Source organism: Paraburkholderia sp. J76, assembly GCF_905220295.1.
Lineage (GTDB): Bacteria > Pseudomonadota > Gammaproteobacteria > Burkholderiales > Burkholderiaceae > Paraburkholderia.
Genome location: NZ_CAJMZJ010000003.1, coordinates 469,085 through 492,571 on the forward strand (window position 1 = coordinate 469,085; position 23,487 = coordinate 492,571).

Annotated in this window: 25 protein-coding genes and 1 pseudogene; 7 read left to right on the plus strand and 19 right to left on the minus strand. The window is 66.2% G+C overall.

Annotated elements, in window-relative coordinates:
• Window positions 1–233 precede the first annotated feature (233 nt).
• Window positions 234–458, minus strand: coding sequence for a hypothetical protein (locus tag U5768_RS08680; RefSeq protein WP_322029957.1), 225 nt, complete (start codon window positions 456–458; stop codon window positions 234–236).
• A gap of 204 nt (window positions 459–662) precedes the next feature.
• Here U5768_RS08680 and U5768_RS08685 point away from each other — a divergent pair.
• A pseudogene (locus tag U5768_RS08685) lies at window positions 663–1,741 on the plus strand (MBL fold metallo-hydrolase).
• A gap of 125 nt (window positions 1,742–1,866) precedes the next feature.
• Here U5768_RS08685 and U5768_RS08690 read toward each other — a convergent pair.
• The 13 genes from U5768_RS08690 to U5768_RS08750 all read right to left on the minus strand — a co-directional run bounded on the left by U5768_RS08690 (window position 1,867) and on the right by U5768_RS08750 (window position 15,829).
• On the minus strand, window positions 1,867–2,811 hold the full coding sequence (locus tag U5768_RS08690; RefSeq protein WP_322029958.1) for an electron transfer flavoprotein subunit alpha/FixB family protein: 945 nt from the start codon (window positions 2,809–2,811) through the stop codon (window positions 1,867–1,869).
• A gap of 10 nt (window positions 2,812–2,821) precedes the next feature.
• On the minus strand, window positions 2,822–3,571 hold the full coding sequence (locus tag U5768_RS08695; RefSeq protein WP_322029959.1) for an electron transfer flavoprotein subunit beta/FixA family protein: 750 nt from the start codon (window positions 3,569–3,571) through the stop codon (window positions 2,822–2,824).
• A 51-nt stretch (window positions 3,572–3,622) separates the two neighbouring features.
• Window positions 3,623–4,777 (minus strand): CaiB/BaiF CoA-transferase family protein, encoded by a 1,155-nt coding sequence (locus U5768_RS08700; RefSeq protein WP_322029960.1) that lies wholly within the window; start codon window positions 4,775–4,777, stop codon window positions 3,623–3,625.
• A 134-nt stretch (window positions 4,778–4,911) separates the two neighbouring features.
• Window positions 4,912–6,585, minus strand: a complete 1,674-nt coding sequence (locus tag U5768_RS08705; protein ID WP_322029961.1) for an electron transfer flavoprotein-ubiquinone oxidoreductase — start codon at window positions 6,583–6,585, stop codon at window positions 4,912–4,914.
• Between the two features lie 44 nt (window positions 6,586–6,629).
• Window positions 6,630–8,420, minus strand: coding sequence for an acyl-CoA dehydrogenase (locus U5768_RS08710; protein WP_322029962.1), 1,791 nt, complete (start codon window positions 8,418–8,420; stop codon window positions 6,630–6,632).
• 240 nt (window positions 8,421–8,660) lie between these two features.
• Window positions 8,661–9,665, minus strand: coding sequence for an AraC family transcriptional regulator (locus U5768_RS08715; RefSeq protein ID WP_322029963.1), 1,005 nt, complete (start codon window positions 9,663–9,665; stop codon window positions 8,661–8,663).
• Window positions 9,666–9,761: 96 nt separating this feature from the next.
• Window positions 9,762–11,756: an acetoacetate--CoA ligase gene (locus U5768_RS08720; protein ID WP_322029964.1), complete on the minus strand. Its 1,995-nt coding sequence runs from the start codon at window positions 11,754–11,756 to the stop codon at window positions 9,762–9,764.
• A 160-nt stretch (window positions 11,757–11,916) separates the two neighbouring features.
• Window positions 11,917–12,171: an RNA-binding protein gene (locus U5768_RS08725; protein ID WP_322029965.1), complete on the minus strand. Its 255-nt coding sequence runs from the start codon at window positions 12,169–12,171 to the stop codon at window positions 11,917–11,919.
• Between the two features lie 112 nt (window positions 12,172–12,283).
• Entirely contained in the window at window positions 12,284–13,108 is an 825-nt protein-coding gene (gene ppk2 / locus U5768_RS08730; protein ID WP_322029966.1) for a polyphosphate kinase 2, read from the minus strand.
• 135 nt (window positions 13,109–13,243) lie between these two features.
• Window positions 13,244–13,837, minus strand: coding sequence for a PRC-barrel domain-containing protein (locus U5768_RS08735; protein ID WP_322029967.1), 594 nt, complete (start codon window positions 13,835–13,837; stop codon window positions 13,244–13,246).
• On the minus strand, window positions 13,834–14,406 hold the full coding sequence (locus tag U5768_RS08740) for a cupin domain-containing protein (protein WP_322029968.1): 573 nt from the start codon (window positions 14,404–14,406) through the stop codon (window positions 13,834–13,836). The genes U5768_RS08735 and U5768_RS08740 overlap by 4 nt, the downstream gene beginning before the upstream one ends.
• 4 nt (window positions 14,407–14,410) lie before the next feature.
• Window positions 14,411–14,734: a hypothetical protein gene (locus U5768_RS08745; RefSeq protein ID WP_322029969.1), complete on the minus strand. Its 324-nt coding sequence runs from the start codon at window positions 14,732–14,734 to the stop codon at window positions 14,411–14,413.
• A 462-nt stretch (window positions 14,735–15,196) separates the two neighbouring features.
• Window positions 15,197–15,829, minus strand: a complete 633-nt coding sequence (locus U5768_RS08750) for a GNAT family protein (RefSeq protein WP_322029970.1) — start codon at window positions 15,827–15,829, stop codon at window positions 15,197–15,199.
• 291 nt (window positions 15,830–16,120) lie between these two features.
• Between U5768_RS08750 and U5768_RS08755 the strand changes: the two genes are divergently transcribed.
• The gene (locus U5768_RS08755; protein WP_322029971.1) at window positions 16,121–16,564 is read left to right on the plus strand and encodes a thioesterase family protein; all 444 of its coding nucleotides are present in this window, start codon (window positions 16,121–16,123) and stop codon (window positions 16,562–16,564) included.
• 12 nt (window positions 16,565–16,576) lie between these two features.
• Here U5768_RS08755 and U5768_RS08760 read toward each other — a convergent pair whose 3' ends face one another.
• The 3 genes from U5768_RS08760 to U5768_RS08770 all read right to left on the minus strand — a co-directional run bounded on the left by U5768_RS08760 (window position 16,577) and on the right by U5768_RS08770 (window position 19,009).
• The gene (locus tag U5768_RS08760) at window positions 16,577–16,894 is read right to left on the minus strand and encodes a YnfA family protein (RefSeq protein ID WP_322029972.1); all 318 of its coding nucleotides are present in this window, start codon (window positions 16,892–16,894) and stop codon (window positions 16,577–16,579) included.
• Window positions 16,895–16,991: 97 nt separating this feature from the next.
• Window positions 16,992–17,795, minus strand: a complete 804-nt coding sequence (gene phnX / locus U5768_RS08765) for a phosphonoacetaldehyde hydrolase (RefSeq protein WP_322029973.1) — start codon at window positions 17,793–17,795, stop codon at window positions 16,992–16,994.
• A gap of 53 nt (window positions 17,796–17,848) precedes the next feature.
• On the minus strand, window positions 17,849–19,009 hold the full coding sequence (locus U5768_RS08770; protein ID WP_322029974.1) for a 2-aminoethylphosphonate--pyruvate transaminase: 1,161 nt from the start codon (window positions 19,007–19,009) through the stop codon (window positions 17,849–17,851).
• Window positions 19,010–19,135: 126 nt separating this feature from the next.
• On the opposite strand from U5768_RS08770, the gene U5768_RS08775 reads away from it, so the two are divergent.
• Entirely contained in the window at window positions 19,136–19,993 is an 858-nt protein-coding gene (locus tag U5768_RS08775) for a LysR substrate-binding domain-containing protein (protein ID WP_322029975.1), read from the plus strand.
• Between the two features lie 35 nt (window positions 19,994–20,028).
• Here the strand turns inward: U5768_RS08775 and U5768_RS08780 are convergent, their stop codons facing one another.
• Complete coding sequence (locus tag U5768_RS08780; RefSeq protein ID WP_133186069.1) at window positions 20,029–20,250, minus strand: hypothetical protein; 222 nt, start codon at window positions 20,248–20,250, stop codon at window positions 20,029–20,031.
• Window positions 20,251–20,478: 228 nt separating this feature from the next.
• Between U5768_RS08780 and U5768_RS08785 the strand changes: the two genes are divergently transcribed.
• On the plus strand, window positions 20,479–21,150 hold the full coding sequence (locus U5768_RS08785) for a phosphoribosyltransferase (protein WP_322029976.1): 672 nt from the start codon (window positions 20,479–20,481) through the stop codon (window positions 21,148–21,150).
• A 38-nt stretch (window positions 21,151–21,188) separates the two neighbouring features.
• Here U5768_RS08785 and U5768_RS08790 read toward each other — a convergent pair whose 3' ends face one another.
• Window positions 21,189–21,485, minus strand: coding sequence for a YciI-like protein (locus U5768_RS08790; protein WP_322029977.1), 297 nt, complete (start codon window positions 21,483–21,485; stop codon window positions 21,189–21,191).
• 206 nt (window positions 21,486–21,691) lie between these two features.
• Here U5768_RS08790 and U5768_RS08795 point away from each other — a divergent pair, with 206 nt between their 5' ends.
• The 3 genes from U5768_RS08795 (at window position 21,692) to U5768_RS08805 (ending at window position 23,481) form a co-directional block, all read left to right on the plus strand.
• Window positions 21,692–22,000, plus strand: coding sequence for a PsiF family protein (locus U5768_RS08795; RefSeq protein ID WP_322029978.1), 309 nt, complete (start codon window positions 21,692–21,694; stop codon window positions 21,998–22,000).
• 325 nt (window positions 22,001–22,325) lie between these two features.
• Window positions 22,326–22,769 carry a hypothetical protein gene (locus U5768_RS08800; protein WP_322029979.1) on the plus strand — a complete coding sequence of 148 codons (444 nt, stop codon included), beginning with the start codon at window positions 22,326–22,328 and terminating at the stop codon, window positions 22,767–22,769.
• A 124-nt stretch (window positions 22,770–22,893) separates the two neighbouring features.
• On the plus strand, window positions 22,894–23,481 hold the full coding sequence (locus tag U5768_RS08805) for a YSC84-related protein (protein ID WP_322029980.1): 588 nt from the start codon (window positions 22,894–22,896) through the stop codon (window positions 23,479–23,481).
• The last annotated feature ends 6 nt before the right edge of the window (window positions 23,482–23,487 follow it).

Sequence of the window (23,487 nt, forward strand, 5' to 3'; positions counted from 1 at the left end):
TCACGCTGAATCCGGCCGCGGAACCTGTCGCCATCCGCCTTTTTTTTCGCGATCAACGCTATTGCGATAACTATTCTTATCACAACACACGCATATCAATAAAAAACTCGCCACTGCGAAAACGAGCTTGGCCCGTAATCGGGCAGGATGAGACATCACGCGAATTGAACGGCCCGTACAGGCTCAGGAAAACCGGGAAGCGTATGTGGGTGTGGGAGCGCCGTGCGGCGCGCTCAGGGTGCGAACGCGAGCACGGCGTCTTCTGGAAGATTTTCAAGCGCGCGGCTGCCGTCGCGCAGCGCTTCGCTCTCGCCGTTGAAGGTCGTTTCGCTGTACGCGATGAGCTTGAAGCCGCTCCCCGCGCTGCGAGGAATGGTAATGCCCCAATGCCACCCGCCTTCCTGTTCGAAGACGTGCAGCTTCGGAGAGGCATGCAATGTAGTAGATCGATTCGTCATGTCACGCCCTCCTTGTGAAAGCGTCATGCAGCCGGCAGACCAGTTCAGTGTAGGCATCATTTTGTTGCGGCGCAATAAATATCGACCGGGAGGGCGTCCCCCGCTCTGCCGCCAGGCGGACATAGGCGGCGCCACTTCGTTCGCGGTATCCTGCCCGCGATTGCGCGAAATTTGCGCGCCCCATTTCCCTATGTGCCACGACGCATGACTGAACGCATCGACGATATCCCTCCGAGCACGCCCTCCGCGCTGCGCTACCCTTTCACGGCACCGCCTGCGCCCGGTTCGACTCTTGAGATCGCGCCCGGCGTGCGCTGGCTGCGCATGCCGCTGCCCTGGGCGCTCGATCACATCAACGTGTGGCTCATCGACGAGGCCGAAGGCTGCGCCGTTGTCGATACGGGCGCCCGCACGGATGCCGCCACGGCCGTGTGGCGCGCGACTTTCGCGCCAGGAGGCGAGGCGCAAACGCCGCCCCGCGTGACGCGCGTACTGGTCACGCACATGCATCCCGATCATGTGGGCATGGCCGGCTGGCTCACGCGCGCGTTCGACTGCCGGCTGTGGATGACGCGCGCCGAGTACTTCAATTGCCGCGTGGCCGCTGCCGACACGGGCCGCGAAGCGCCGCCGACGCGCTCGACTTCTATCGCCGCGCCGGCTGGAGCGAGTCGGCCATCGACGTCTATCGCGCGCGTTTCGGCCGCTTTGGCCAGCATATCCACGCGCTGCCGGAAAGCTTCCGGCGTCTGGAGGATGGCGAAGTCGTGCGCATTGGCGCGCATGACTGGCGCGTGATCGTCGGCATGGGGCATTCGCCGGAACACGCCTGTCTCTACTGCCCGGCGCTGAAACTGTTCATTTCCGGCGACCAGGTGCTGCCCCGCATTTCCTCGAACGTGTCGGTTTATCCGATCGAACCCGACGCGGATCCGATGGCGCAGTGGTACGCCTCATTCGACAAACTGCAACGCGAAGTGCCTGATGACGTACTCGTACTGCCCTCGCACAACGACTGCTTTTACGGGCTGCATGCGCGCATCGAGCGTCTGCGCCAGGGACAGGACAAGAGCTTCGCGCGCCTGCGGGCCACGCTCGCCGAACCGCGCCGCGCCGTCGATGTATTCGGCGCACTGTTCGCGCGGCGCATCGGCGAAGACGATCTCGGACAGATGAGCCTCGCAACCGGCGAGAGCCTGGCGTGCCTGAACTACCTGATGTACCGCGGCGAAGTGAAACGCGAGCTGCGCGACGACGGCATGTACTGGTATTCGCGCGCGTAAAAATCGCGGACGTAAAAAATGGCAGGCAAGGCGCATCGCACCCTGCCTGCCACAAGCCGCATCGACGGCACGCACCGGAAACTCGGAGTGCGGCCAGTACGCTTGCGCTGGCCGCGCAGCGTCGCCTACAGCGCCGCGACCAGCTCGGGCACGGCGTCGAACAGGTCCGCTTCGAGGCCGAAGTCGGCCACGCTGAAGATCGGTGCTTCGGCATCCTTATTGATCGCCACGATCACCTTCGAGTCCTTCATACCCGCGAGATGCTGGATCGCGCCGGAGATGCCGCACGCGAAATACACCTGGGGCGCGACGATCTTGCCGGTCTGCCCGACTTGCCAGTCGTTTGGCGCGAAGCCCGCATCCACGGCGGCGCGGCTCGCGCCAAGCGCCGCGCCGAGCTTGTCGGCGAGCGGCGTGAGCACGGCATTGAACTTTTCGCTGCTGCCAAGCGCCCGGCCGCCACTCACGACGATGCGCGCATCGGCAAGTTCCGGCCGCTCGCTCTTCGTCACGACGCGCTCGACGAACGCGCTCAGCCCGCTATCCGCCACGGCATCGATACTTTCGACCCGCGCCGCGCCGCCTTGCGCCGCCGCCGCATCGAAGCCCGTCATGCGCACCGTGAGGACCTTCACTGCTTCGGCGCTTTGCACCGTCTGAATCGCGTTGCCCGCGTAGACCGGGCGCTCGAACGTGTCCGCGCTCACTACGCGCGTGATCTCCGAGATCTGCGCCACGTCCAGCATCGCCGCCACGCGGGGCGCCACGTTCTTGCCGGCGCTCGTGGCCGCAAAGAGGATGTGCCCGTAATCCGCCGCCACGGCCAGCACCTGCGCCGCGAGGTTTTCGGCCAGCGCGTCGGCGAGCGCCGCGCCATCGGCGTGCAGCACCTTCGCTACGCCCGCGATGTGCGCCGCAGCCTGGGCCGCGCCCGCCGCGTTGTGACCGGCCACCATCACGTGCACGTCGGGGCCGCATTGGAGGGCGGCCGTTACCGTGCTGAGGGTAGCCGACTTGATCGAGACATGATCGTGCTCGGCGACGACCAGAACAGGTTTACCAGCAGTCATTTGCATTCCCTCAGATAACTTTCGCTTCGTTCTTCAGCTTCGCGACCAGCGTCGCGACGTCGGGCACCTTGACGCCTGCCGCGCGGCCCGCGGGCTCCGCGGTCTTGAGCGTCGTGAGGCGCGGCGCGACGTCCACGCCGAGTTGCGCGGGCGTGGTGGTGTCGAGCGGCTTTTTCTTGGCCTTCATGATGTTGGGGAGCGTCGCGTAGCGCGGCTCGTTCAGGCGCAGGTCGGTCGTCACGATGGCCGGCAGCGTGAGCTGCACGGTTTCGAGGCCGCCGTCGATCTCGCGTGTCACGCGCGCCTTGCCGTCTGCGATTTCGACCTTGCTCGCGAACGTCGCCTGCGCTCGCGCGGTGAGCGCGGCCAGCATCTGGCCAGTCTGGTTGCAATCGTCGTCGATAGCCTGCTTGCCGAGTATCACGAGCTGCGGCGCTTCCTTGTCGATCAGCGACTTGAGCAGCTTGGCGACGGCGAGCGGCTCGAGTGCGACGTCCGTCTCGATCAGCACGCCGCGATCCGCGCCGATCGCCATCGCGGTGCGCAGCGTCTCCTGGCAGGCGGCGGGACCGCACGACACGGCGACCACTTCGCTCGCCACGCCCTGCTCCTTCAGGCGCACGGCCTCCTCCACGGCGATCTCGTCGAACGGATTGATGCTCATCTTGACGTTCGCGAGATCCACACCCGAGCCGTCGGCCTTGACGCGAACTTTCACGTTCGCGTCCACCACGCGTTTGATTGCTACCAACACCTTCATGTCTTCCTCCAGATTGATGCTTTCAATGCCGCCACGCTGCACAGCGGGCACTTACTCCTGATAACCGAGCCCATGCTCGCGCATGCGCGCGATGGTCCCTTCGTCGAAGCCCCAGTCGAGCAGCGCGGCCTGGCCGTGCTCGCCTCTCGCGGGCGCCTTGCGGCCGATGGCCGAAGGCGTGGCCGAGAAGCGCGGCGCGGGCGCCGGCTGCACGACGCCGTGCGCCTCGACGAAGCTTGCGCGCGCAACGTTATGCGGATGCCTGGGCGCTTCGGAAAAGCCCAGCACAGGCGCGACGCAGGCATCGCTGCCTTCGAACACGGCGCACCATTCGTCGCGGGTACGTGCGAGGAACGCCGCCTCGAAACGCTGGCGCAGCACGGGCCAGCCCTTGCGGTCGTGCTGCTTCGGCAGGTCGGCATCGGCGAGCCCGAGTTTGTCGAGCAATTGCGCATAGAAACGCGATTCCACCGCGCCCACCGCCATGTAATGGCCGTCTTTCGTGAGGTAGCTGTCGTACCAGGGCGTGCCGCCGTCGAGCAGATTGCTCTCGCGCGTTTCGCGCCAGTGGCCCGACGCCATCAGCCCCCACACGACCGAGCCGAGCTGCGCCGCGCCCTCGACCATCGCGGCGTCCACCACCTGTCCCGCGCCGCCACGCTGCACGTTGCACAGCGCCGCCACGACGCCGAGCGCGAGCAGCATGCCGCCGCCGCCATAGTCGCCCACGAGGTTCAGCGGCGGAACCGGCGCCTCTCCGGCGCGGCCGATGCCGGAAAGCACGCCCGAGAGGGCGATGTAGTTGAGGTCGTGCCCGGCGCGCTGCGCGAGCGGCCCGTTCTGCCCCCAGCCGGTCATGCGGCCGTAGACGAGCTTCGGGTTGCGCGCGAGCGCCGTTTCGGGCCCGAGGCCCAGCCGCTCCATCGCGCCGGGGCGAAAGCCTTCGATGAGGACGTCGGCCTCGGCGATCAGATCCAGCGCGACCTGCGCCGCTTCGGGGCGCTTGAGGTCGAGCGTGATCGAGCGGCGTCCGCGGCCCGTGACATCGAACAGCGCGCCCTCGCGCTTCGGCCCGAGATCCTCGGGCGCGACAGGCCGGTTCACGCGGATGATGTCCGCTCCCATGTCGGCCAGCAGCATCGTGCCGAAGGGAGCCGGACCGATTGCCTCGAACTCCAGTACGCGGAAACCGCTCAATACGCCCATCTCTTATGTCTCCGTTTCGTTATCGCAGTAACGATGAACATACCGGAAACCGTCGCGATTGAACCCACCCGGTAGCGGTGGGTCTGGGCAGTAAGCGAAAGGGCTCGAAGAGGGACGCGAACGCGGCCCCGTGCTTACATGTTCGGATAATTCGGACCGCCGCCGCCTTCGGGCGTGACCCACACGATGTTCTGCGTCGGGTCCTTGATGTCGCAGGTCTTGCAGTGCACGCAGTTCTGCGCGTTGATCTGCAGGCGGTCGTCTTCTTGCTCGTCCTTCACGAACTCATAGACGCCCGCGGGGCAAAAGCGTGCCTCCGGACCGGCGTAAGTCGTCAGATTGATGCCCACGGGCACGCTCGCGTCCTTCAGCGTAAGGTGCGCCGGCTGATTCTCCTCATGGTTCGTGTTCGAGATGAACACCGAGGAGAGCCGGTCGAACGTGAGCTTGCCGTCAGGTTTCGGATACTCGATCGGTTTGCACTGCGAAGCCAGCTTGAGCATCTCGTGGTCGCGATGCTGGTGATGCAGCGTCCACGGCACGTTGCCGCCCAGCAGCTTCTGCTCGATGCCCACCATCAGCGTGCCCAGATACAGGCCCTTGCTCATCCACTGCTTGAAGTTGCGCGCCTTGTACAGCTCCGTGTAAAGCCACGACCGCCTGAACGCTTCGGGGTACGCAGCAAGTTCGTCGCCCGTGCGCCCGGCCTGCACGGCTTCGAACGCCGCATCGGCCGCGAGCATGCCGGTCTTGATCGCCGCGTGGCTGCCCTTGATGCGCGAGGCGTTCAGAAAGCCCGCATCGTCGCCCACGAGCGCGCCGCCCGGGAACACGAGTTTGGGCAGCGACATCAGGCCGCCCGCCGTGATCGCACGCGCGCCGTACGACACGCGCTTGCCGCCTTCGAGGTACTTGCGGATTTCCGGATGCGTCTTGTAGCGCTGGAATTCCTCGAACGGCGAGAGATACGGGTTCTGGTACGCAAGGCCGACGACAAAACCCACCATCACCTGGTTGTTGTCGATGTGGTACAGGAACGAGCCGCCGTAGGTGTCCGATTCGAGCGGCCAGCCGGCCGTGTGGATCACGAGGCCCGGCTGGTGCTTCGCCGGATCGATCTCCCACAGTTCCTTGATGCCGATGCCGTAGACCTGCGGGTCCGCGTCCTTGCCGAGCTTGAACTTCTCGTTCAGTTGACGGCCCAGATGCCCGCGGCAGCCCTCGCAGAACAGCGTGTACTTCGCGTGCAGCTCCATGCCGAGCTGGAAGTTTTCGGTGGGCTCGCCGTCCTTGCCCACGCCCATGTTGCCGGTGGCGACGCCCTTCACGGAACCATCGTCGTTGTAGAGCACTTCGGCAGCCGGGAAGCCGGGGAAGATTTCGACGCCCAGCGCCTCGGCCTGCTGGCCCAGCCAGCGGGTGACATTGGCGAGGCTGATGACGTAGTTGCCGTGGTTCTTGAAGTTGTCGGGCAGTGCCCAGTTCGGCACGGATTTAGCCCCCGTTTCGGAAAGAAAAAGGAACTTGTCCTCGGTCACGGGCACGTTCAGCGGTGCGCCTTGCTCTTTCCAGTCCGGCATCAGCTCGTTCAGGGCACGCGGATCCATGACCGCGCCCGAGAGGATATGCGCCCCGATTTCCGAGCCTTTCTCCAGCACGCAGACGCCGATTTCAGCGCCCTTTTCCGCGGCCAGCTGCTTCAGGCGGATCGCGGCGGACAGCCCGGCGGGGCCGCCGCCGACGATCACCACGTCGTATTCCATCGACTCGCGTGGGCCGTATTGCGCAATCAGATCACTCGACGACATATCCTCTTTCCTTGCTTGCTAACCGGGCGGCCCGCGCCGCCCTATCAAAACTGCACTTCGTTCAGCGCGAGCACGCCCGAGTCGCCCTTCGCGGCCAGGATCGACGTTTCGAGGCCGCCTGCCTGCGCGAGAATGTGCTCGGCGTAGAACTGCGCGATGGCGATCTTCGCGCCGTGGAACCCGACGTCGTTTGCGAGTTCGCGTTGCGAGACGAGCAGCGCGCGCGCCATTTGCCAGCCGCACAGCACGATGCCCGCGAGCTTGAGATACGGCACGCTCCCCGCGAACACCGCATTCGGGTCGCGCTTGACGTTCGCAATCACGAAGTCGACGACATTGGCCAGCGCGCTCGCGCCCTTTTCCAGTTGCGCGCGCATCGAAGCCGCCGCAGCGCCTTCTGCGCCGCCGAGTTCCTCAGCAGTCCGAGCGATTTCGCCAAGCAGCGCCTTCGCAACCGCGCCGCCGTCGCGCACCGTCTTGCGGCCGACCAGGTCGTTTGCCTGGATTGCCGTCGTGCCTTCGTAGATGGCGAGAATGCGCGCGTCGCGGTAGTACTGGGCCGCGCCCGTTTCCTCGATGAAGCCCATGCCGCCATGCACCTGGACGCCAAGGCTCGTCACCTCGTTGACCATTTCGGTGCTCCATCCCTTCACGATCGGCACGAGGAATTCGTAGACCGCGAGATTGCGCGCGCGCACTTCCGGGTCGGCGTGATAGTGCGCATTGTCGCTATAGGCGGCGGCCACGTAAGCGAGTGCGCGGGCGCCCTCGGTCATTGCGCGCATCGTGCCGAGCATGCGGCGCACGTCCGGGTGATGGATGATGGTGGCCGACTGCTTGAGCGAGCCGTCCACGGGGCGGCTCTGCACACGCTCCTTCGCGTACGCCACGGCCTTCTGGTATGCACGCTCCGCCACGCCCACGCCCTGCATGCCCACGCCGAAGCGGGCCGCGTTCATCATGATGAACATGTATTCGAGGCCGCGATTCTCCTCGCCCACGAGGTAGCCGGTCGCGCCGCCGTTGTCGCCGTATTGCAGCACCGCCGTCGGGCTCGCCTTGATGCCGAGCTTGTGTTCGATCGACACGCAATGCACGTCGTTGCGCGCGCCGAGCGAGCCGTCGCCGTTCACGAGGAACTTCGGCACGACGAAGAGCGAGATGCCCTTCACGCCTTCGGGCGCGTTCGGCGTGCGCGCGAGCACGAGGTGAACGATGTTCTCCGCCATGTCGTGCTCGCCCCACGTGATGAAGATCTTCGTGCCGAAGACCTTGTACGCGCCGTCGCCCTGCGGTTCGGCGCGCGAGCGCACGAGCGCGAGATCGGAGCCGGCCTGCGGCTCCGTGAGGTTCATCGTGCCGGTCCACTCGCCCGAGATGAGCTTCGGCACGTAGCGCGCCTTCAGCTCGTTGCTGCCCGCGGTGAGAAGGGCTTCGATGGCGCCGTCGGTCAGCAGCGGGCACAGCGCGAACGAGAGGTTCGCCGCGTTGAGCATTTCGATGCACGGCGTGGCGATCAGCTTGGGCAGCGCCTGGCCGCCGAATTCGGACGGATGCTGCAGACCCTGCCAGCCGCCCTCGACATACTGGCGGAACGCGCCAGCGAAGCCCGGCGTCGCCGCGACTTCGCCGTCGCGCCAGGTGCTGGGCGCGCGGTCGCCCTCCACGTTCAACGGCGCGATGACTTCGCCGGAAAGCTTTGCGCATTCGTCGAGCACGGCCTGCGCCGTGTCGAAACCGGCGTCCTCGAAACCCGGCAGGGTTGCGACGGCGTCGATGCCGGCCAGCTCTTTCAGCACGAACAGCATGTCCTTGACGGGGGCGTTGTAGCTCATGATCGGTCCTTCCAGTCACTCAGGGTCAAATGGATGCGCCGCCCGGCCACGAGATATCGGAGATGCCAGCGTGGCCGCTTCGCGGCAGTACAGGACGGATCGTAGCGTCAACGGGTCGCCATGCCACTGTCCAAACCGGACCACATGGTGACAATTCTGGCCACGCTGTCGGCTGCTGGGCCCACCCATCATGGGTGGGCGACCTCTTTTTGTGCGGGGCTGCCCAAAGCCGGGCGACGCTCAGCCGCGGCGGCGGTAGGTGCCGGGCGTGCTGCCCGTCCAATGGCGAAAGGCGCGGTGGAAGGCGCTCGGATCATCGAAACCCAGATCGCCGCCAATGGCCGCGATCGTGTCCTGGGTGTCGGTGAGGCGCTGGATCGCCACGTCGCGGCGCAATTCGTCCTTGAGCGCCTGGAACGTGGTCTCCTCGGTGGCGAGGCGCCGGCAGAGCGTACGCACCGAGCAGTGCAGATGGCCGGCCGCCTCTTCGATGGTCGGCAGATCGGGCAGTTGCGCGGCCAGATACTGACGCACGTGATGGCTCACGAGCTGTTCGCTGAAGGTCTCGAAGATCCAGTCGCCGGGCGAGCGCGCGAGAAACGCGCGCAGATTGCGCTTGCTCTGGCGGATCGGCATGTCGAGATAGGCCGCGCTAAAGCGCATGAGCGTGGCCTCGCAGCCAAAGCGCACGGGTCCATGGAAGAAGTAGCGGTGATCGAGTGCGTGCGGCGGCTGCGCACAGGCGAAATCGACCTCCAAAAGCGGAATGCGCTGGCCGATCAGCCAGGACGATACGCCGTGCGCGAGCTTGAGCGTCAGTTCCTGGCCGAGCGGGCCGATGTCGCCGCACGCCGGATTGGCGCGTAACGTCACCTGCGCCACGAGCCCCTGGCGGCGCGATTCGAGCCGGAAATCGTCGAGCACGATATGGAAGAACTGGTCGAAGCGATGCAGCGCCGTTTCGAGGTTGCGCGCATCGAGCAGGCTCAGGCAGAGAAACTTGAGCGTGCCGCTGCGCAGCGGCCGGGTGAAGATGCCGGGCATCTCGTCGTCGAGTTCGATGGCGAGCGTCTGGTAAAGCGTGGAAAACTGCTCTTCCGTTACGCGCCCGCCCGGCTTGGCGAGCAGTTCGAGCGCGATGCCCGCCTCGTTGAGATAGCGGCGGATCACGGCGGGCTCGGCGCCGGCGCCGGCGAGAAAGCCGTTGACGAGCGAGATGGGAACGGTGGCGCTAGGCGATGGCATGCGTTGACGATGGGAGGCCGCAAAAACGGGCAGAACCGGGTCTGCCCGCGCGCCATTCTAAATCGGCGCGGCTAAATCGGCGCTGGGAAGCCCCGCCTACCGCGCACAGCTCCTCGCTCGCGCAAACGCCGCAAACCACGCGAGACTTTCCGGGTTGGCCATGGTGTCCGGATTGGCCACTTTCTCCAGCGGCTGCCCGAGCAGGAGCCGCTTGATCGGCACCTCCATCTTCTTGCCCGAGAGCGTGCGCGGAACGGCCTGGACCTGATGGATCTCGTCGGGCACGTGGCGCGCCGAGAGCGATTCGCGCACGCGTGCACGAATGCGCTGCGCGAGCGCCTCGTCCAGCTCGACGCCCGGGCGCAGCACGACGAAGAGCGGCATCGACGAAGCGCGCCCCAGGTACTCCAGATCGACCACGAGGCTGTCCAGCACCTCGGGCACCGACTCCACCGCGCGATACAGCTCGCTCGTGCCCATGCGAATGCCGTGGCGGTTGATGGTCGCGTCCGAGCGGCCGTAGATGATCGCGCCGCCTCTACGCGTGATGCGCAGCCAGTCGCCGTGGCGCCAGATGCCCGGAAACATGTCGAAGTAGCTTTCGCGATAGCGCCGGTTCGCTTCGTCGCGCCAGAAGTAAAGCGGCATCGAAGGCATGGGCGCCGTGCAGACCAGTTCGCCGACTTCGTCGATGCGCGCCTGCCCGGCTTCATCGAATGCCTCGACTCGCGCGCCCAGGCATCGGCACTGCATCTCGCCGGAGTAGACCGGCATGGTCGGCACGCCGGCGAGGAAACAGCCCGCGAAGTCGGTGCCGCCCGAAATCGCGTCGATCCACACCGGGCCGACGTGCTCAAGTATCCACGCGTACGCTTCGGGCGGAAGCGGCGAGCCGGTCGAGCCGACTGCGCGCAGGCGCGAGAGGTCCGCCGCGGCACGCGGCTCGACGCCGGACTTCAGGCATCCCTGGAAATATGCGGCTCCCGCGCCGAAGAACGTGACGCCCGTCTCGCCCACGAAGCGCCACAGCGCCTGCGCATCGGGGTACGTGGGGTTGCCGTCGAAGAGGCAAAGTGTTGCGCCAGCGAGCAGGCCGCTCACCTGGCAGTTCCACATGATCCAGTTGGTGCTCGCGTACCAGTGGAAGCGGTCGCCAGGGCTCAGGTCGAGATGCAGCGCGGTGAGCTTCACGTGCTCCACCACGATGCCGCCGTGCGAATGCACGATGGCCTTCGGCATGCCTGTCGTGCCCGACGAATAGACGATCCACAGCGGATGGTCGAACGGCACGCTCTCGATTTGCAGCGGCACGTTTCCAGCGATTGCATCGCGCCACGCCGTGGCCTGCGGATATTCCTTCGCGCTCGCTTCCGGGTCGAGATGCGGGACGAACACGAAGTGCGTCACGCCCGGCAATTCGCGCAGCAGATGGTGAATCAGCTCGCGCCGGTCGTGCGGCTTGCCGCCGTAGCGATAGCCGTCCACCGCGAACAGCACCTTGGGCGCGATCTGGCGGAAGCGGTCGAGTACCACGAGCGGCCCCATGTCGGGCGAGCACACCGACCAGATCGCGCCGACGCTCGCCGTGGCGAGAAATGCCACGATGGTCTCGGGCGTGTTCGGCATGAAAGCCGCCACCCGGTCGCCGCGTGCGACGCCCATGCGCCGCAGCGTGGCCGCGCAAGCCGCGACCTGGCGGCGCAATTCCTCCCAGCTTAGTTCGCGCGTGCGCCCGGCCATGGGGCCGCTCTCGCTGCGCGCCACGATCGCGGGCATTGCGTCGCTCGCTAGCTGAAACGCCCGCTCGACGTAGTTCAGTTCGACGCCCGGAAACCAGCGTGCGCCCGGCATCGCGGCGTCGGCGAGCGCCGCGCCGCGCGGCTCGCGCGAGGGAATCTGCGCCCAGTCCCACAGCGCGCACCAGAAGGCATCGACGTCGTCGACGGACCAGCGCCATAGCGCGTCGTAGTCGTCGAACGCAAGGCCGCGCGTTTCGCCGAGCCAATTCATGAACTCGGTCATGCGGGCCGATTCGACTTGCTGCGGCGTGGGCGTCCAGGCGGGAACGGAAGCGGGAACAGTTTCACTCATTTCGTTGCAGGGGCCCTTGCAGGTTCGTGTGACCTGATGGTGCCGGAGCCGATGCGCATCGAACAATTCAGGGAAACCAGTGTGAGTGGCGAACCCGGCGCCGCATGGACCTCGAACCGGCGCCTGAAAAATGCAGCGCGCACACCGCGCCTGCGTGCGCCTATTCCTCGCGAGCCGGCGGCATGACCTGGGCGCTGATGGTGTGTTCGCGCCAGAACAGGTTGTTAATGCGGCTCTGCAAGCGGCGCAATCCCTCTTCGCTCGCGGCGTGGAAAGTGAGCAGCGCGCCGGGGCGCCCCGCCCCTTCGATGCGCTGGATCGCGTCGTATGGCGGGAAACCGTAGCGCTCCAGAAACTCGTTGATTTCGGCGTCGGTGACGTGTTCGTCGATATTTCCCAGCAACAGATCGGCCATGGCTTAACCCTCGTGAGCGTGCAATCGTGATGATAGTGCGGTTCCAGCCGGCGCGACGACAAGGCGCGCCGGTGCGTGCATCGGTGCGTGGGGTGATGGTGCGCGCCGCCGCTCAGTACTTTTCTTCGACGTACTGGTAGGAGTAGTCCGGGTCGCGGTAGCCTTGCGGTTTCTGGCGCTCGGGCAGCGTGACCTTCTCGCGCGGCAGCGCCTTGTAGGGAATGGTGTTCAGGATATGGTTGATGACGTTCAGACGCGCGCGCTTCTTGTCATCGGATCGGACAACGAACCATGGAGATTCTCGCGTATCCGTCATGTCGAACATCTCGTCGCGCGCGCGTGAATAGTCGTACCAGCGGCTATACGAGAGGAGGTCCATGGGCGAAAGCTTCCAGACCTTGCGCGGATCGTTGATGCGGCCTTCGAGCCGCCGGGTTTGTTCTTTCGGGCTCACTTCGAGCCAGAACTTGATGAGGATCGTGCCCGACTCGATGATGGCGCGCTCGATGAGCGGCACGCCGCGCAAAAATTCCGTCGCCTGTTCATGGGTGCAAAAGCCCATCACGCGCTCGACGCCCGCGCGGTTGTACCAGCTACGGTCGAACACCACGATCTCGCCCGCGGCGGGAAGCAGCGGCAGATAACGCTGGAAATACATTTGCGACTTCTCGCGCTCCGTGGGCGCGGGCAGCGCGAAGACGCGAAACACGCGCGGGCTCACGCGCTCGGTGAGCGCCTTGATCGTGCCGCCCTTGCCGGCGCCGTCGCGGCCCTCGAACAGGATGCACACGCGCAGCCGCTTCTGGACCACCCACTCCTGCAAGCGAACGAGTTCGCCATGCAAGTGCTTCAGTTCCTTCTGATAAGCTTTTTCGCTGAGTTTTTCCAGCGGCTGCGCCCCGCGCGCGGCGGCGTTGACTGCCTCTTTCTTCGCCATTGAATCGCTCCCCGTGAGATGCCTCCCGCGAGGCATCTGTCCACTATGGTGTGCGGACGGGGGGCGCGCAATAGGACTTTCGGCTAAGGCGCCGGGCGGCTTGACTTCAGGCAAGGACGCTTGCGCACGCGAGCGTCAATCGTGCGCGTAATTGAACTCGGGCAAAGCCTTCAGTTGCGCCTTGTCTGTCTGCAGTACGATCTGTTTTCTGTCGATGCGCAGATCGTTGAACGGCACGGCTACGAGATGTTTGCCCATGCCGAGAAAGCCGCCCACCGAGAGAATCGCGAAGGCGCCTTCGTTGGGCGATTCGAGCACGATGTCGTCGATGGCGCCGATCTTGTTGCCGCTATTGTCGTAGACATCGGAGCCCACGAGCTTCGACGCGCGAAAGCCCGTGCCGGACTGTACCGTCGCCATGCGCTGAACGGCGATCGATTGCGGAGCGCCCTGGGCCATCGCCGCCGACGGCAGGCCCAGCGCGCCACCGAAAGCGCATCCAAGCGCGACAACAAGCGCAGATGCCCCGCGGCGAGCCGGGCGACGCGAATTCAGCGGGCGATTCGATTGTGTCGTCATGGTATCCCCTCCCTTGTGTGAATAGACGGTGAATACCGCGCCGCTGCAAGCGCTGTGCCCGACCCTCCCCGCGTTCATCCCCGCGTTCATCCCCGCGTTCATCCCCGCGTTCATCCCCGCTTTTAACCCCGCTTTTAACCCCGCTTTCAAGCCTGTGCTAGCCAGTGCTCGATCAGCGGTCCTTGTTTGCCATAAAGAGGATCGCTCGCGGGATACGGCAGCGACTGCATGGCGCGCAACTCGGCCGGCGTCAGCGCGGCGCGGCGAATGTCCCACTGCTGCCCACGCGGATAGCCGCCCGCCACCCGAAAGCCGCCGGCGAGCGAAAGCAGACAATGCCCGGTGCCGGCGGGCAGCAGTAGCGCGTCCCCCGCATGCACGCGCACCACGCGTCCGCCCGGACCACCGAGAATCAATTCGGCCGTGCCGGCGAAGACGCCCAGCACCTCGTGCGCCGTGGAGTGGAAATGGTGGTAATCGAACACGCCGTCGTGCCATTGCACGGGCCAGCCGTTGGCCTCGAAACGATCGTTGAACGCCTGTGCGAGGTCCTGGGCGCCCGGCGTAAGCACGCGTCGATAGACGATGACCGGAAGCCGGGCGTTGTTCGGCACCCATCCGTGCTCGGGCAAAAGGAATGTTTCGACGCCGCTTTCGCGTTGAGCCGGACGGCTTTCGCGCAAATTGCGCGGAAAATGAAAGGCGCGATTTTCGTGCATCGTTTTACTCCTTCGCATCGCCGCCGCTTGCCGCGGCCGGCGCGTTAGCCGCGCCGGCCACCGGCTTGCTTGCGCGATGCGGTTTAGGGTTCGAGGAATGCGTCGTTCGCGTGGTCTGCGCGGCCTGGCTGGCGGCCGCGCCTCGTTCGACGCCCTGGGCCGGCGGCGGATAAACGCCGTTGGCCTTCGCTCCGCTCGACTCGGTCGTGGGCGCTGTGGTCGGGCGGTCCGCGCCGGTGTTGTCCTGCGCGCGTGCCGCGGCCCCTTCCAGAACGAGCGAGAGAGCAAGCGCGCCGCCCGCGATAGCCTTCGTCGGCGGGGTGTGCATGGCTGATGATCCTCCCCCAGTAAGAAAGGGACTGCGCAGGCCTCTGGTTAGGAGGCGCGCCACGGTCCGATATCAGGTTGATGGCTAAGCTCCTGCCTTGCAGGACAGCAACCCGCGTACCGGCGCATGGGCGTGCGGCGCACTCGCAGCACGGCACGGCGTTTGCGACCCCGCCAGTTACATGAATTCACAGGGATTTGCGCCACCGGGGCCCGCAATGGCCGCGCCGGGCGCGCGTCCCCAATCCTGGAGAGCCTATGCGTTCGAACAACCTTCTCGCCGCTCAATGCCAAAGCGCGCTGGAGGCTCATCTGCCAACCGAGGAGCCTGACAACCCCCGTCGTCCGCCCGCGCCCACCGTGCCGGACCCCGAACCGCCGCCGATTCCCCAAGGCGACCCGCCGCCCGAAGCGCCCCCTGAACGGCTGCGCTAGCGCGCCCGGGCGGTCGGCGCTCAGGCGCTCAACCGGCCGGGTGCAGACGGCGCCAAAGGGCCGCCTTCACGTCGGGCCACTCGTCCTCGATGATGCTAAAGCGTACGGAGTCGCGCTTGCGACCATCCGGCATGATGCGCTCGCGGCGCACCACGCCCTCTTCTTTCGCGCCGAGGCGCTGGATCGCGGCGCGCGACTTCTCATTGAGCACATCGGTCGTGAATTGCACGCGCACGCAGCCGAGCGTTTCGAAGGCATAGCGCAACATCAGGAATTTCGCCTCCGTATTGACGAGGGTGCGCTGCGCCGAGGCCGCGAGCCATGTCGAGCCGATTTCCAGCTTGCGGTTCTCGCGGTCGACCTTCCAGAAACGCGTGCTCCCCACTACGCGATCGCTTTCGCGCTGCCGGATCGTGAACGGAATGACGGTGCCCGCGCGCACGCCATCGAGCGCCCGGGCGATCCACGCATCGACGGTGGCGGGACCGGGCACTACGGTCACCTTGAGGTTCCAGAGTTCGCCGTCCGCTGCCGCGGCGAGAAGGCGCGGCGCATCCTGCTCCTCAAGCGGGTGCAGTGCGACCGTATGGCCGCTCAGGATGGGAAGGCCGTTCGGCGCAGCGGCGGGGTCGGCGACGATTTGCGATGCAGGGTCGGGCATATGGGTGAAGGCGGGAATCGATGGGATATGGCGAGAAGCGGCGGAAGCGGCGGCCAATTGCCGGAAAGCTTCTGCGGCAGGCTCACGCATTCTAGCGCCGGGCTGGCGCGGCAGGCGGCGCGCCAGCCGTTACAATCGCGCCTGCTATCGGGGCTGAAACCACGGGGCTGAAACCACGGTGCTGAAACCAGGGGCCTGCACCCGAGGTCCGGCAATCGCAGCCAGCACGCCCCTCGCCCACGCCGCTCAACCCCGGCGACGCCGCCCATCCACCACCTTTCGCATCGCATCATGGCCCGCATCGAGCTTCATTTTCCCGAAGATCAGTTCTATTACTCGACGCACCTCACGGTGCGCGTGACCGACATCAACTCGGCCAATCACCTCGCCAACGATTCGATGATCTCGATGATTTCCGAGGCGCGCGCGCGTTTTCTGTTCGACGCGGGCATCGAGGGCATGAAGGACGCGCACACGAGCATCATCGTGACCGATCTGGCCACGACGTATCGCGCCGAAGCCTACGCGCGCGACGCGCTGTGCTTCGAGGTGGGCATCATGGATTTCAACAAGTACGGCGGCGACATCATTTTCCGAATCACGCGGGCCGCCGATGGCGCGCTCATCGCCATGGCGAAATCCGGCTTCGTGTTCTTCGACTACGAGGCGAAAAAGGTCGTGCCGATGCCGCTGGCCTTCCGCGACAAGTTTCCGCAAGTCAATACGCTCGGCTGAACGGGAGTTCGCTCAACGCGGCTGGAACATGATGAGCGCCATGCCGGCCAGCGTGAAGGCAATGCCGACCCAGTCCCACGGGCTTGGCCGGATCGCCTCGACGATCCAGAGCCACAGAATCGCCACGCAGACATACACGCCGCCGTAGGCCGCATAGGTGCGTCCGGCGGCCGTGGGATGCAGCGTGAGCAGCCACGCGAACAGCGCGAGCGAGGCGGCGGCTGGCACGAGCAGCCACGCGCTCGCGCCCTCGCGCAACCAGCGGTAAGGCAGATAGCAGCCGACGATCTCGGCAAGCGCGGTCACGACGAAAAGCGCAAACGTCTTCATGGGCGGCGGTCAGGCGGCAGGGGCGCCCATGGTAACGCAAGCGGCCACGCCGCTCGCAGGAGCCGCGCGAATTATGCCTACGCCGGCGCACGCTGGCTTACGGCCGCTCGCCGCGCGCAAGCCGCGATTCGATCTCGCTTACCACGGGCAGCAGGTCCGCGACGCTGTCGATCACATAGTGCGCTCCCGCCGCGCGCAGGCGCTCCACAGCCCCGACTCGGCGGCGCGCGAATTCGTCGGGCGCGAGCGCGTGGACTTCGTCCTCCGTCAGCCCGAAGGCGTTGCCGCTCACCGCCACGCCCACGGCCCACGTCCCGCCGTTGATGCCCTCCTCGATGCCGACTTCGGTGTCGTCCACCTTGATGGCGTCTCGCGCGAGCCACACGCCGAGTTGCGGCAGCGTGCGATAGATCATGTACGGCGACGGCCGGCCCTCGGGCGTGTCGCCCGTGCAAACGATGCTGTCCGGCGCGAAGCCCTGCGCCTTTGCGCCCGGCACGATCCGGTCGATGATCTCGCGCGTGTAGCCCGTGGTCGAGCCGATGCGCACGCCGTCGGCGCGCAGCGCGGCGGTGACGGCGGCGACGCCCGGAATCACGTCGCTGTACTGCGCGGCCACGGCGACGTTCTTCGGCACGAAGACGTCGTACACGGCGTCGATGTCGGCCTCGCCCGGCGCGTGGCCGTAGCGCGCTTCCCATGCCGCCGCAACGCGCGGCAGCGCCATCAGCGCCGCGATGTGCGGGCGCTTGGCCATGCCCATCGGCCCGCGCGCCTCGTCGATCGTGACCGGCACGCCGAATTGCTCGAAGGTCTCGACAAAGGCGCCCATGGGCGCGCGCGAGCCGTAATCGACCACGGTGCCGGCCCAGTCGAAAATCACTGCCTTGACGTGTTTCATTGCATGCGTCCTGGTGAACATCGATGGTTTGGAGTCTTGAAGATATGCGCGCATCAGGCTGCGAGCGCTTCGCGGGTGACGGGATCGACCGGCGCGGGCGCGGCGCTCGCCACGCCGAGCACGCGCAGCGCTTCGCCGCATGCGACCACGACGCGGCGCATGACGGTTTCGTCGAGCGCGCCGATACAGCCGATGCGAAAGCTCTCCACGCTCGTCAGCTTGCCCGGGTAGATGATGAAACCGCGCGCCTTCATCAGTTCGTAAAAGCGCGTGAAATCGAATGCGGGATCGGCCGGCGAAAAGAACGTGACGATGATGGGCGAACGCCAGGCCTCGGTCAGCAGCGGCTCGAAACCGAGCCCGCACATGCCTTCGACGAGCACGTCGCGGTTGCGCGTGTAGCGCGCGAGCCGCCCGGGCTGACCGCCTTCCAGCACGTGCAGACGCAACGCTTCGATGAATGCGGCCACCGCGTGCGTGGGCGGCGTGAAGCGCCATTGACCGGTGCGGTTCATCACGTCCCACTGATCGTGGACGTCCAGCGCGAGCGAGTGGCTCTCGCCCACGGCATTGTTCAGGATTACTTTCTTTGCGATCACGAAGCCGAAGCCCGGCACACCCTCGATGCACTTGTTCGCCGACGAAACGAATGCGTCGCAAGGCAGCGTGCGCACGTCGAGCGGCAGCGCGCCGAATGCGCTCATCGAGTCGATCAGGAGACGCCGCCCCTGGCGCGCCGTCACAGCCGCGATCTCCTCGATCGGATTCAGGATGCCCGAGCTGGTCTCGCAATGCACGACGACGACATGCGTGATGTCCGGGTTCGCGATCAGCAGAAGCTCGACGTCCCCAGCGAGCGGCGGCAGGTAGTCGCCGGTGTCGTGCACGGTGTAACGGCGCCCCAGATAGCGCAGCGTCGTGGCGATGCGCTTGCCGTACGCGCCGTTGGCGAGCACGAGCGCGTGACCGTCGCGCGGCACGAAGCTGCCGAGCATCGCCTCGACGCAATAGCTGCCGCTGCCCTGCAGCGGCACACAGTCGTATTCGCCGTGCACATCGCCCGCGATCTGGAGCAGCGCGGCGCGCAACTGCGCGGTCATCGCGCGAAAGTCAGCGTCCCACGAGCCCCAGTCGCGCTGCATCGCGGCCTTGGTCGAAGCCGCCGTGGTAAGCGGTCCGGGCGTAAGAAGATAGGGGGCGGCGGGGGCGGTCATGCGGGCTCCAGGGGGCATCGGGACAGTCGATGGCGCCACCTTAGCGCAGCGTTTCCCATCGGTAAAATCGATATAATCGATGCCGATATAAACTGAACTTATCTCACCTCGAGGGAGCGCCTGGACATGCAATACGCGCAGTTGCGGGCTTTTCACGCGGTCGCCGAGCACGGCGGGTTTTCTCGCGCGGCGCAGGCGCTCTCGCTCACGCAGCCGGCCGTCTCCGACCATGTGAGGCGGCTGGAACAGGATTTCGGGGTCAAACTTTTCGAGCGCGGGCCGCGCGGCGTGGAACTCACCGAACTCGGGCGGCGGCTCTTTACGGTCACGCGTCAAATGGTGGGCTGCGAGCGCGACGCGCGGCGGTTGCTGGAAGCGGCAGGCGCGCTCGAATCGGGCGAGCTTGCCCTCGTCGCCGACGCGCCCGATCTCGCCATCAAGCTGATCGGCGCATTCAGGCGGCGCTACCCTGGCGTCGTGATCAAGCTTTCGATTGCGAATGCGACCGAATGCATGCGCCGCGTCCTTGCGAGCGAAGCCGACGCCGCGATCACGGCCGCGCGCCAGGTGCATAGCCGCCTGCACGCGCGCGTGCTGCGCGAGGAACCGCTAGTCGCGGTGGTGCCCGCCGAAAGCCACGCCGCGAAAAAGCGCCGCATGACTTACGAGGACCTCGTACGCGAGCCGATGGTGTTTCGTGAACCGCATTCGGTCACGCAGCAATTGCTCGAAGCCGAGCTGGTGCGCAAAGGCTTGCAGGTCCAGCCGGTGCTCTACGTGGATGGCCGCGAGGCGCTGCAAACGGCCATCGCGCAGGGCGTAGGCGCAGGCGTGATCGCGCACGCGGAATTCGGCGAATCGCGGCGCATTCGCATGCTGCCGCTCGTGGATTGCCAGGTGCGCATGATCGAATCGCTTACGCGCCTCGCCGACACGTCGTCGTCGAACCTGCTCGACGCGCTCTTTGCCACGCCGCTCGATTGAGCGCTGCAACAGGATCAGCAGGACCGACAGGGCCGTCAGGAAACCACGATGGCCGTGCCGACCGCATGGAGCAGATCGCGCAGCGTCTCGGCCTGCTCCATGCGCGCGCCGTGACGCAGATGAATGCGCAGCGCCCTGCCCGCGATGCCGTCTACCGGGCGCGCGAGCCATAATTCGACGGCGAGCCCGAGGCCGTCAGGTGCATCGGGCACAACCGGTTCGACGACGCGCGGATTGAAGGAGGCGGATTCGGACATGGCAAGACCTCGACGGTGGCGGGATCGACTTCATCGTAGCGAGGCGCCGCGCGCGCGCCAAACGAGAAATCCGCGTATGCAAATGAGCGCCGCCCGGCTTTGGATCGCGCTGGCGGTGGCATGCATGCCGCGGCCGCCTCTTTTGCCAGCAGCGTGTGGCCGCGAGTGGCAAACTGAACGCATCGTTGCGCGGCAGGCCGCCATGCAACGAGACGGGAGGACCTTCTCATGGAACGCCCCTTTACCGATCGCCGCGACGCGGGCCGTTTGCTCGCCGGTCCGCTATCGCCCTACGCGGCCCGACGCGACGTGATCGTGCTTGCGCTTCCGCGCGGCGGCGTGCCGGTCGGCTACGAGGTCGCGAAGGCGCTGCGCGTGCCGCTCGATGTCTTGCCCGTGTGCAAGCTCGGCCTGCCCTGGCAGGCTGAACTCGCCATGGGCGCGCTGTCTTCGAACGGCGCGCAGTATGTGGACAGCTCGCTCGTGCGCAGCGCCGGCGTGAGCGAAGCGCAGTTGCAGAGCGCCATGGCGCTCGCACGTATCGAGCTTGGCCGCCGCGAGGCGCGCTATCGCGGCGAGCGCGCCCCGCTTGCGGTGGCGGGCCGTGTGGCGATTGTCGTCGACGACGGCATGGCCACGGGCGCGTCGCTGAAGGCCGCGGCGCTAGCGCTCGCCACGCTCGGCCCCGCGCGCATCGTCGCGGCGCTTCCGGTCGCGCCCGCGGGCTCGCAGGAGAGGCTCGGCGGCGCGGTGGACGAATTCGTTTGCGCGCGCATGCCCGAGGCGTTTTACAGCGTCGGCCAGTTCTATCTCGACTTCGATCAGGTCAGCGACGACACCGTGCGCGACCTGCTGACCCAGGCGGCGGCCGACAACGCCAATGGCGAGGCGCCGCTCTGAGCCTCGCCCGCCGTGCCGCCGTCGATTGCCCTGGCGCCTTATCGCACTGGATTCGAAGCCGCTTCGCCCACCACCGTTTGCCAGGGCCGCACGCGCCAGCGCTTCACGAGCCCCGCGCGCACGTAAGGGTCGGCGCGTGCGAACGCTTCGGCGGCGGCCGGGCTGTCGCCCTGGAAAAGCAGCAGCGCGCTGTCCACCGGGTCGGCAACCGCCCCGGCGAGCAGCAACTCGCCGCGTTCGGCGGCGGCCCACGCGAGCGTCAGATGCTCGCTGCGGTGTTCGGGGCGGCGATCGAGGTAATCGTCGGCGAGTTCGTACATCAGGAGGTAATGCATGCGCGTTCTCCGTGCTGTTGAGGCCGCGTCGGACTGGGCTGGCGGCCGATAGTGGACATTGTGCAGCAGTGCGCGCGTCAACCGAATACGCTGCCGCGTCGTTTTAATGGCGGCTTTGCCATAATGGCGGCGCGCGCAAGGCGCACCGGCCATGCACGGCCTGGCCGCACGGCGACTCAGAACGTCCAAATTCAAGGGAGTGAACGATGAAGATGCAATCCGTCATTGCTGCAATCGTGCTGGGCGGCGTGCTGGCCGCGCCGGCGTTCGCACAAACCGCCGCGCCCGCGGCAAACAGCCAGCAGAACAAGATGAATGTCTGTAACACCCAGGCCGGCGACAAGAAAGGCGACGACCGCAAGGCGTTCATGAAGCAATGCCTCTCCGCCGCGGGCGCCCCGGCTCCGACGATGACCCAGCAGGAGCGCATGAAGGCGTGCAACGCCCAGGCCGGCGACAAAAAGGGCGACGACCGCAAGGCATTCATGAAGACGTGCCTCTCGACGAAGAGCTAAGCGAAGCGCGTTCGGGCCACCGCCGCCCGCATGCGTCTGCAACGAGACGATCCGCGCGCCGCAGCGTTTGCTGCGGCGCGCTTTTTTATGCGCCGGTTTTGTGCGTTGCAGCGTTTCCTCGATGCGAGCGTGCGCATGTGTTCGGTTGTGCGAATCATCGTCGAAGGCGCGCGCGAAACCGTGTGGATTCGCCGATCGTCCCCATTCGGCCGCGCCGTTTTTCTCCTATGATGGCTGGAGCGGCGGCCCTCCCTGCAAAATCACCCAATCAGCCGTCGGACTGCCGCGTTGACGTTGATGCCAAAGGCATCGAACGGAGGCGCAGATGGCATGGAGACACAAGAACCGCTGGTTTCGCCGCTGGCTCATGGTGATCACTTTCTGGCTCGTGCCGGTGATGATCGTCGCGGTGCGCGAGGCTCAGGACGAGATGGCGTACAACCGCGCGGACTTGCAACGCGCGCTGACCACCTGGACCTTCACCGACGCCGAGCGTGACGCCGGCGTCGCGCTGCGCTGCCACGGCACGCCCGATACGGCGCGTGCGGCCGGTTGCCCCGCCACTGTGCTCGCGGCGAACGCGCAGCGTCAGCAGGAAGCACGCAACGAATACGCCGTGCGACGCATGACCCTCGCCGGCTACCTGTGGCACGCGTTCGTCGGTTACTGGGTGGTTCCCGCCATGGTGCTGCTGGCGACCGGCTTGCTGATCGGCGGGGTGAAGCGCGCCCTGCGGCGGCCTGCCGGCAAGCCAGTGCCGGAACATTAGTTTTTTGAGCATAGGCGGCGACACAGCATGTGTGCTGCGCAGCATCAAAGTGCGGACCAAACCGTTCGGGTATAACAGATGGGCGCCATGACATTACGGCGCGCAAACCAGAACGGAGAACAAGATGACCGCATCTCGCATCTTTTTGAAGGCTTCTGTCGCGATCGCGCTCGGCGTCGCGGCGCTCTCGGGCTGCACCACCACCGGCAGCCAGGCACCCAGCGCGGCAAGCAACGCGTCGCGCGCCCAGGCGATCAACTCCGATGTCGACGCGACGCTCTCGCGCCTCTATCAGTCCGTGCCGGGTTCGCGCGAACTGGTCGGCAAGGCTCGCGGCATTCTCGTGTTTCCGCGCGTGATCCAGGCCGGCATCGGCGTGGGCGGCGAGCACGGCGACGGCGCGCTGCGCGTGGGCGGCAGCACGGTTGGCTTCTACAGCACGTCGTCGGCTTCGGTCGGCGCAACGCTTGGCGTGCAGTCGAAATCCGTCATTTATCTCTTCATGACGGGAGACTCGCTCGCGAAATTCCGCAATTCGAGCGGCTGGTCGGCGGGCGGCGACGCCTCGGTCGCGCTCGTGAAAGTCGGCGCGAACGGCTCGATCGACACCACCACGGCCACCCGGCCCGTGCAGGTCTTCGTGCTCACCAACAGCGGGCTGATCGGCGACCTCTCGCTCGGCGGCACGAAGATCACGAGACTCAACCTCTAACGCCGC